The sequence below is a fragment of the Cupriavidus sp. HPC(L) genome, from assembly GCF_000307735.3.
In the GTDB taxonomy this organism is placed as follows: Bacteria; Pseudomonadota; Gammaproteobacteria; order Burkholderiales; family Burkholderiaceae; genus Cupriavidus.
Genome location: NZ_AMPR02000134.1, coordinates 1 through 7,997 on the forward strand (window position 1 = coordinate 1; position 7,997 = coordinate 7,997).

Genomic DNA, 7,997 nt, shown 5'->3' on the forward strand with positions numbered 1-7,997 from the left:
GCCAACCTCGCCGCCGTTCGGCTGCGAGGGGGCGAATATTAAGGGAGCGTGACAGCCAATGCAAGCGCTTTTTTGCGGTCCCAGCGAACGGCGTCATGGCGGCCCATCGATCACTTACTTACGTCTATCAGGCTGCGCCGACTCCGCGGCGCTTAGAATCGCTGGATGCCCGACCTGCCCCACCATCACGACCAGCCTACTTATCTAGCGGAGCGCCTGCCGCCAGAAGCGCCGCGCCGGCTCGACGCCGCCACCCTGGCGACCGCACTGGCCCGGCCTATCGTCTTCGTCGATCTGGAGACCACCGGCACCGACGCGCAGCGCGACCGCATTACCGAAATCGGCGTGGTCGAAGTCGGTCCGGACGGCGTGACGGAGTGGGACACGCTGCTGGACCCCGGTTGCGCGATCCCGCCGTTCATCCAGCGCATGACCGGCATCACCGAGGAGATGGTGCGGGGGCAGCCGACCTTCGAGGCATTGGCCGAAGCCCTGGCCGAGCGGCTGCAGGGCAAGCTGTTCGTCGCCCACAACGCCCGCTTCGACTACGGCTTCCTGAAGCAATCGTTCACCCGTGCCGGTATTACGTTCCGCGCCGACGTGCTCTGTACCGTCCGGCTGTCGCGCGCGCTGTTTCCCTCGGTGGAGCGCCACGGCCTGGACGCGCTGATCGCGCGCTTCGGCCTGCAGCCGAAGGGCCGGCACCGCGCACTCGCCGACGCCGAACTGCTGTGGCAGTTCTGGCAGCAGGTGCACGGGCTCTATTCGGTCGAGCTGGTCGAGTCGGCGATCGCCTCGCTGGTCAAGCGCGCCAGCCTGCCGGCCGGTCTGGAAGAGACCGCGCTCGACGACGTCCCGCAGACGCCCGGCGTCTATCTGTTTCACGGCGACAACGACACCCCGCTGTACGTCGGCAAGAGCGTCAACCTGCGTCAACGGATCGGCGCGCATTTCTCCGGCGACTATCGCTACGGCAAGGACCTGCGGCTGTCGCGCGCCGTGCGGCGGGTCGAGTGGCGCGAGACCGGCGGGGAGATCGGCGCGCTGCTGCAGGAGGCACTGCTGGTCAAGCAACTGGAGCCGGTGCACAACAGGCTGTTGCGGCGCAAGGGGCCGCTGTTCGCGTGGGAACTGCCGGACGGACTGATGGCGCCGCGCCTGCGTTCGGACCGCGATACCGATTTCAGCCGCCATCGCGGCCTGTTCGCCGTCAGCGCGAGCCGCGCAGGCGCGCATGCCCGCCTGCGCGAGCTCGCCGAGCAGCATGGGCTTTGCCTGGCCACGCTGACGCTGGAGCCGCGGAGTCGAATGGGGACGCCGTGTTTCGCGCGCCAGCTCCATCGATGCGCCGGCGCCTGCGTCGGCGCGGAGCCGCTGCGCGGCCATCGGGAGCGGCTGGCCGAGGCGCTGCGCCCGCTGGCGATCTCGCCGTGGCCATTCGCCGGCCCGATCGCCTGGCGCGAGCAGGACCACGCCCGCGCCCAATGGCACGTGATCGACAACTGGTGCTATCTGGGCTCCGTGGCCTCGCCGCAGGACGCCGGGACGCTGCTGGGCGAGCCGGCCCGCTTCGATCTGGACAGCTATCAGATCCTGGCGCCGCATCGGGAACGGCTGCTTGTCGAGGCCATCGTGTTGCCTCGCCCTTCCAGCTTCGAGCTGCGTCCGTGCGAGCCGCTCATCATCGCGCGGCGAGAGAGCGCCATCGGCCAGGCACGGCCCAGGCGCGTGCCCGCCGCGCAGACGCCGCTGCCGCTGTTCGAGTTCTAAACGGCTGGCCGCTGCCACGCACCGGCAGCGAGAGTCTGTACGCCAGCACACACGCCCGCCTTGGCAATGCGCGCCCGCTCGCATAGCCTGCCTCGTAACGGAACCTCCGCAGCGGGAGCCGCCATGCCTTCGATTCGCACATCGTCCCCAGCCCGCACAGCGGCCTCGCCCTGGCGGTGGCACCTCGCCAAGGGCGCCGCCATCGCCATTGGCGCCGCGTCGCTGTTCGGCTGCGCCAGTCCGCGGACCGACGCGATGCAAGCAATTACCGACTCGTGGCGCGGGGCGCCAATCGATCGGGCCAGGACGCAATGGGGCCCGCCGGCTTCCGCGCAGAACCTCGCCGATGGCACCGCCTATGTCTGGATCGATGAATTCCCGCGCGCGCACGCTCCCGGCAGCGGACCGCGCGAGGCGCGCGCACCGACCGATCCCGTGCCCGCCACCGTGGGCCGCTGCCAGCGCCGGCTGATTGCGGGCGCCGACGGCATCGTCCGCGGCGGCGACTGGAGCGGCGACAGCTGCTGCCTGACCACCGCCTTCGGCCGCTGCGCCGCGCTGCTGAACCGCAAACCCGGAGCTTGAGCCGCACCGGATCGCATCACGCTGCACCAAAGCCGCGATCCGATTCCACGCCAGCGCCCATCGCTGGCGCATCGGGACCGATCTATGCCACCTCGCCGCCCAATGCCGCGTGGCATGCCTCTTGCGATATTGCCGATCGAGTAGAAGCGGTTAGCGCCAACGCATCCCCAACGCATCGCCATCGCAGGCCGATGCCCCGGCGCGGGACATTGCTCTCACGACCTACCGGTCGTCACCGGCGGCGCCATGCGCGCGCCGCGTGTTGAACCCGGCCGCCACGGCCGCGAACGAGAGAGAGCGCACACGATGTCCCGTCCCTGCCATGCCTTCCCGTCCCATCGTCTCGTTGTGCCGCGCCCGCCGTAGACGCCGGCACTCGCCCCGCTGTCTCCCTCCCCCTCGACGACACCACAGACCCCATGAATACGTCGCACCTCGCCCCCTCGCCTGCGGCCGGAACCGCATCGGCCATCGTCGCGCGTCGCCCGCGCGGCAGCTTTCTGACCCGGACCGTGGCCGCCGCCGTCCTGGCCATCGCACCGCTTGCCACCTTCGCCGCCGACAAGGTGACCTTCCTGACCTCCTGGTACGCGCAGGCCGAGCACGGCGGCTTCTACCAGGCCGTGGCCGAGGGCATCTACAAGAAACACGGCCTCGACGTGACCATCCGCATGGGCGGGCCGCAGGTCAACGGCATGCAGATCCTGAGCAGCGGCCAGGCGGACTTCCTGATGGGCTACGACCTGCAGGTGCTCAAGAGCATCGAGCAGGGCGTGCCGGTGACGACGGTCGGCACCTCGTTCCAGAGCGATCTGCAAGGGATGATGACGCACGACGACGTCAATGGGCTGGCCGATCTGAAGACCCGGACCGTGCTGGTCTCCACCTCCGGGCGCACCACGTGGTGGCCGTGGCTGAAGGCGAAGTACCAGCTCGACGAGGCGCAATCGCGCGTCTACACCTTCAACCTGCAGCCCTTCTTCGCCGACCGCAATACCGCGCAGCAGGCCTACGCGTCGTCGGAGGTGTTCGCCGCGGAGAAGGCCGGCGTCAAGACCCGCTTCTTCCTGTTCGCCAACGATGGCTACCCGCCCTATGGCACCACCATCGTCACCATGCAGAAAACCGTCAAGGAAAAGCCCGATCTCGTCGCGCGCTTCGTCCGGGCATCAATGGAAGGCTGGAAAAGCTATCTGGCCAATCCGGCCGCGGCCAATGCGCTGATCAAGCGGGACAACCCGAACATGAAGGACGACCAGCTAGCCTGGGCCCTGGCCAGGCTCAAGGAGTTCCGGCTCGTCGACGGTGGCGACGCGGCGCGCCAGGGCATCGGCGTGATGACGGATGCGCGCTGGCAGAAGACGCGCGACTTCATGGTCGGCGCGGGACTGCTGAAGGCCGACACCGACTGGAAGCGCGCCTACACCACGCAGTTCGTCAAGGACCTGAGGATCATGCCCTGAGGGGCAAGCGCCCGCCATTCGCAGCCCTCATTCAAACCCGACGCCATCGCGCGTCTCCCCTTCGCATTTCGAGGATTCATCATGCTGGTTACCCGACAACCCGTGCTGCGCCGCTTCTGGTACGCGCTGATGCCGGTCTCGATGCTCGACGATGGTCCCAAGCCCTTCACGCTGCTCGGCGAAGACCTGGTGCTGTGGAAACGCTCCGACGGCTCGCTGGCCGCGCTGCGCGACCGCTGCTGCCACCGCACCGCCAGGCTGTCCAAGGGCTGGGTCAACGAACGCGGCGACATCGTCTGCGGCTACCACGGCTGGGAGTACGACTGCTCCGGCGCCTGCGTGCGAATTCCGCAGGCGCCCGACAACCGGGTCCCCGCCGGTGCCCGCGTGCCGGCCTATCGGGCCGAAGAGAAATATGGCTATGTCTGGGTCGCGCTGGACGATCCGCTGCAGCCGATTCCCGATTTCCCCGAGGAAGGCGACCCCGCCTATCGCCGCATCCTGCAGTACTACGAGCGCTGGAACACCAGTCCGCTGCGCGTGATGGAGAACGCCTTCGACAACTCGCACTTCAGCTTCGTCCACCGCGCCAACTTCGGCATCGCCGACCAGCCCAAACCCGAGAAATACGAGCTGACGCAGCGCGAGTGGGGCTTCGAGGCCGAGACGCTGGTGCCGATCCGCAATATCGAGGCGGGCCATCGCGTGACGGGCACCACCGAGCCGATTACCCACCGGCATATGTTCAACCGCTGGGACATGCCCTTCACGCGCCGCTTCGGCTGCATCTATCCGGCCAGCGGGCGCCATCACATCATCTACAACTGCGCCACGCCGATCGACGACGGCACGGTGATGCTGTCGCAATGGCTGTATCGCAACGACCGCGAGGAAGACTGCTCGACCGAGGAGCTGATCGCCTGGGACGCGCCGATCGTGGCCGAGGATCGCGAGATTCTGGAGGCGACCGACTACGACGCCTGCATCGATACGCGCCGCCGCGTCGAGTTCCATATGGAATCGGACAAGCCGGGCCTGCTGATGCGCCGGATGCTGCTGGAGTTGCTGGAGCGGCACGGCGAGAAGGAAGTGTTCCGCGTCCCCGTCGTCGGTGCCTGAGCCATGTCCGCCGTCCCCCGCGATACCGGTGCCCTGGACGCGCCGATCCTGTTCGCCAACCAGGTCGAGAAGACCTATCCCAACGGCACCGTGGCGCTCGAACGGGTCAAGCTATCGATCCGGCCGGGCGAGTTCGTGTCGCTGCTCGGTCCATCCGGCTGCGGCAAGAGCACGCTGCTGAAGCTGTTCGCCGGGCTCGAGGCGCCGTCGGCCGGCCATCTGCGCTGGTGGGGCGAAGGCACGCTGCCGGGCGCGAGGCCCGTCGGCGGCAACGGCGCGCGCCGCGCGCTGGCGATGGTGTTCCAGGAGGCGACGCTGATGCCGTGGGCCAAGGTCGCCGACAACGTCCGGCTGCCGCTCGATCTGGCGCGCATGCCGCGGGAGCAGGCCGACGAACGCGCACGGCGCGCGCTGGCGCTGGTCGGACTCGCGCAATTCGGCCAGGTGTACCCGCGCGAGTTGTCGGGCGGCATGCAGATGCGCGTGTCGATCGCGCGGGCGCTGGCGACCGAGCCCGATCTGCTGCTGATGGACGAGCCGTTCGGCGCGCTCGACGAATTCACCCGCAACCGGCTCGATGCCGATCTGCGCGCGCTGTGGGCCGAGCGCGGGCTGACCGTGGTGTTCGTCACGCACAGCATCTACGAGGCGGTCTATCTGTCGAGCCGCGTCGTCGTGATGGCGGCGCGGCCGGGCCGCGTGATCGCCGACGTGGCGATCGACGGTCCCGCGCAACGCGACGAGGCCTACCGCGTCAGCCCTGGATTCATGCAGCACTGCGCGCGGCTGTCGGCGCTGCTGGCGCAGGCCAATACCGGCGTCGCCCCGGCCGATTCCGCCTAGCCACCGCGACGCGCCACCAAGGAGTCCAATCATGGCATCGCCCCTGCTGTCCCGTCCCGCCGTGCAACGCATCGCCGCGCCGCTCGCCGTCGGCGCACTGACGCTGCTGGCCTGGCAGGCCGTCTGCATCTGGCTCGACGTGCCGCCCTATCTGGTGCCCGCGCCATCGGCGATCGCGCGCACGCTGGTCGACGACTGGACCCTGCTGTCCGGCTCGCTATGGGTGACGCTGCGCATCACGATGCTGGCGTTCGCGCTGGCCGTCATCCTCGGCACCGCGGCCGCCTTCGTGTTCGTGCAGAGCCGGCTGATCGAGGCGAGCCTGTTTCCCTATGCGATCCTGCTGCAGGTGACCCCCGTCGTCGCGATCGCGCCGCTGATCATCATCTGGGTCAATGAGCCGACGCTGGCGCTGGTGATCTGCGCCACCATGGTCGCGATCTTCCCGATCATCTCGAACACCGTGCTGGGCCTGCGCAGCGTCAATCCCGGCCTGCTGAACCTGTTCCGCATCAACCGGGCCACGCGCTGGGATACCTTGCGGCGGCTGCGGATACCCAGCGCGCTGCCGTATTTCTTCGGCGGCCTGCGGATTTCCTGCGGCCTGGCGTTGATCGGCGCGGTGGTGGCCGAGTTCGTCGCCGGCACCGGCGGCACGGGCGCGGGGCTCGCCTATCAGATCCTGCAGGCCGGCTTCGCGCTCAATATCCCGCGGCTGTTCGCCGCGCTGGTGCTGATCACGGTCACCGGCGTGCTGCTGTTCGGCGCGATGGCAATGCTGTCGCGGCTGGCACTGTCGCATTGGCATGAAAGCGAGCTGGCGTGATGCCGGACCTGCCGGTTGCCAAACCCCACCCACGCCCATAAAATGCGAATCGTTCTCATTTCCTAGCCCTCCCCGGACCTGGCCCACGCCATGGCCGGAGCTCCCATGTCCGCCGCCGAGTCCCTGCCGTCGCCGCCGATCGATGTCCTGTACAGCGACCATCATTCGTGGCTGTTCGGCTGGTTGCGCAAGAAGCTGTCCTGTCCGCACGACGCGGCCGACGTGGCGCACGACACCTTCGTGCGGATCCTGGCCTCGCGCGATGCGCTGGCCGGCGTGCGCGAGCCGCGCGCGTACCTGACCACCACGGCGAAGCGCCTGATCATCGATCGCGCGCGGCGGAACAAGCTCGAGCAGGCCTATCTGGCCGAGCTGGAGCAGGCGGCGGCCTCGCTGGACGGTTTTCCGTCGCCGGAGCAGACCGTCGCCGCGCTGCAGGCGCTGGCGCAGATCAGCGCGGCGCTCCACGGCCTCCCGCGCAAGCCGCGCGAGGCCTTCCTGATGCACTACCTGGAGGGGCAGACGCACGCCAGCATCGCCGCGCATCTGGGCGTGTCGACGCGGATGATTCACAAGTATCTGGTGCAGGCGCTGGCGCATTGCGCCCTGTCGGATGACGGCGACGAGGACGCACGCAACACCAGTGCCGCCGCGGCATCGCACGCCGGATGAGCGCGCGCCTCGACGGCGGCGATCCGGTCGCGCAGGCAGCGGACTGGATTGCCAGGCTGACCGCCGACGATCCCGACGAGCGCGCCACCGCGCAGATCGAATTCGCGCGCTGGAAAGCCGCCGATCCTCGGCACGCTCGCGCGGCCGCCCGCGTCGAATCGCTGCTTCATCGGCTCGAAGGCCTGCGTCAACACGCCGGCGGCGATGCCCGGCCGGCGCGAGCGGCATTGCGCGCCGCCTTCGAGAATGAACGACATGGCGAACGACATGACGGCCCGCATGAGGGCGTACGCCATGGCAAGCCCTCGCGCCGACGCCGCACCGCACGCCATCTCGGCACGCTGGCCGCCGCGCTGGTGACGACCGCCGTCATCGCACTGTCGCTGCACGCCTGGCCGCCGGCCTACCTGCTGGCCGATCTGCGTACCGGCACCGGCCAATGGCAGACCCACACGCTGCCCGACGGCAGCCGCCTGACGCTGAACAGCGGCAGCGCGGTGGACCTGCGCTATGACCAGGGACGCCGCCTGATCGAGCTGATCCGCGGCGAAGTGCTGATCGATGTCGCGCGCGATCCGGCGCGGCCTTTCGTGGTCCGCACCGCGCAGGCCGACATCGAGGCGCTCGGTACGCGCTTCAGCGTCGACCGCGACGATCAGCGGACCGTGCTGACGATGCTGGAATCCAGGGTGCGCGCCCGCGCCACCGGCGCGCGCAGC

At 69.0% G+C, this 7,997-nt stretch carries 8 protein-coding genes; all 8 read left to right on the forward strand.

The window, feature by feature from the left end; genetic code table 11:
• Positions 1-165 precede the first annotated feature (165 nt).
• Positions 166-1,770 carry a 3'-5' exonuclease family protein gene (locus B551_RS09780; RefSeq protein WP_023263984.1) on the forward strand — a complete coding sequence of 535 codons (1,605 nt, stop codon included), beginning with the start codon at positions 166-168 and terminating at the stop codon, positions 1,768-1,770.
• A gap of 255 nt (positions 1,771-2,025) precedes the next feature.
• The gene (locus B551_RS09785) at positions 2,026-2,355 is read left to right on the forward strand and encodes a hypothetical protein (RefSeq protein ID WP_232205897.1); all 330 of its coding nucleotides are present in this window, start codon (positions 2,026-2,028) and stop codon (positions 2,353-2,355) included.
• Positions 2,356-2,774: 419 nt separating this feature from the next.
• Complete coding sequence (locus tag B551_RS09790; RefSeq protein WP_023263986.1) at positions 2,775-3,818, forward strand: ABC transporter substrate-binding protein; 1,044 nt, start codon at positions 2,775-2,777, stop codon at positions 3,816-3,818.
• A gap of 81 nt (positions 3,819-3,899) precedes the next feature.
• The gene (locus tag B551_RS09795; protein WP_006578838.1) at positions 3,900-4,937 is read left to right on the forward strand and encodes an aromatic ring-hydroxylating dioxygenase subunit alpha; all 1,038 of its coding nucleotides are present in this window, start codon (positions 3,900-3,902) and stop codon (positions 4,935-4,937) included.
• Between the two features lie 3 nt (positions 4,938-4,940).
• Positions 4,941-5,780, forward strand: a complete 840-nt coding sequence (locus B551_RS09800; protein ID WP_023263987.1) for an ABC transporter ATP-binding protein — start codon at positions 4,941-4,943, stop codon at positions 5,778-5,780.
• A 31-nt stretch (positions 5,781-5,811) separates the two neighbouring features.
• Positions 5,812-6,606 (forward strand): ABC transporter permease, encoded by a 795-nt coding sequence (locus tag B551_RS09805; protein WP_006579640.1) that lies wholly within the window; start codon positions 5,812-5,814, stop codon positions 6,604-6,606.
• A gap of 105 nt (positions 6,607-6,711) precedes the next feature.
• Positions 6,712-7,278, forward strand: coding sequence for a sigma-70 family RNA polymerase sigma factor (locus tag B551_RS09810; protein ID WP_006579639.1), 567 nt, complete (start codon positions 6,712-6,714; stop codon positions 7,276-7,278).
• On the forward strand, positions 7,275-7,997 hold a 723-nt coding region (locus B551_RS09815; protein ID WP_006579638.1), incomplete at its 3' end, for a FecR domain-containing protein. The genes B551_RS09810 and B551_RS09815, both read left to right, overlap by 4 nt.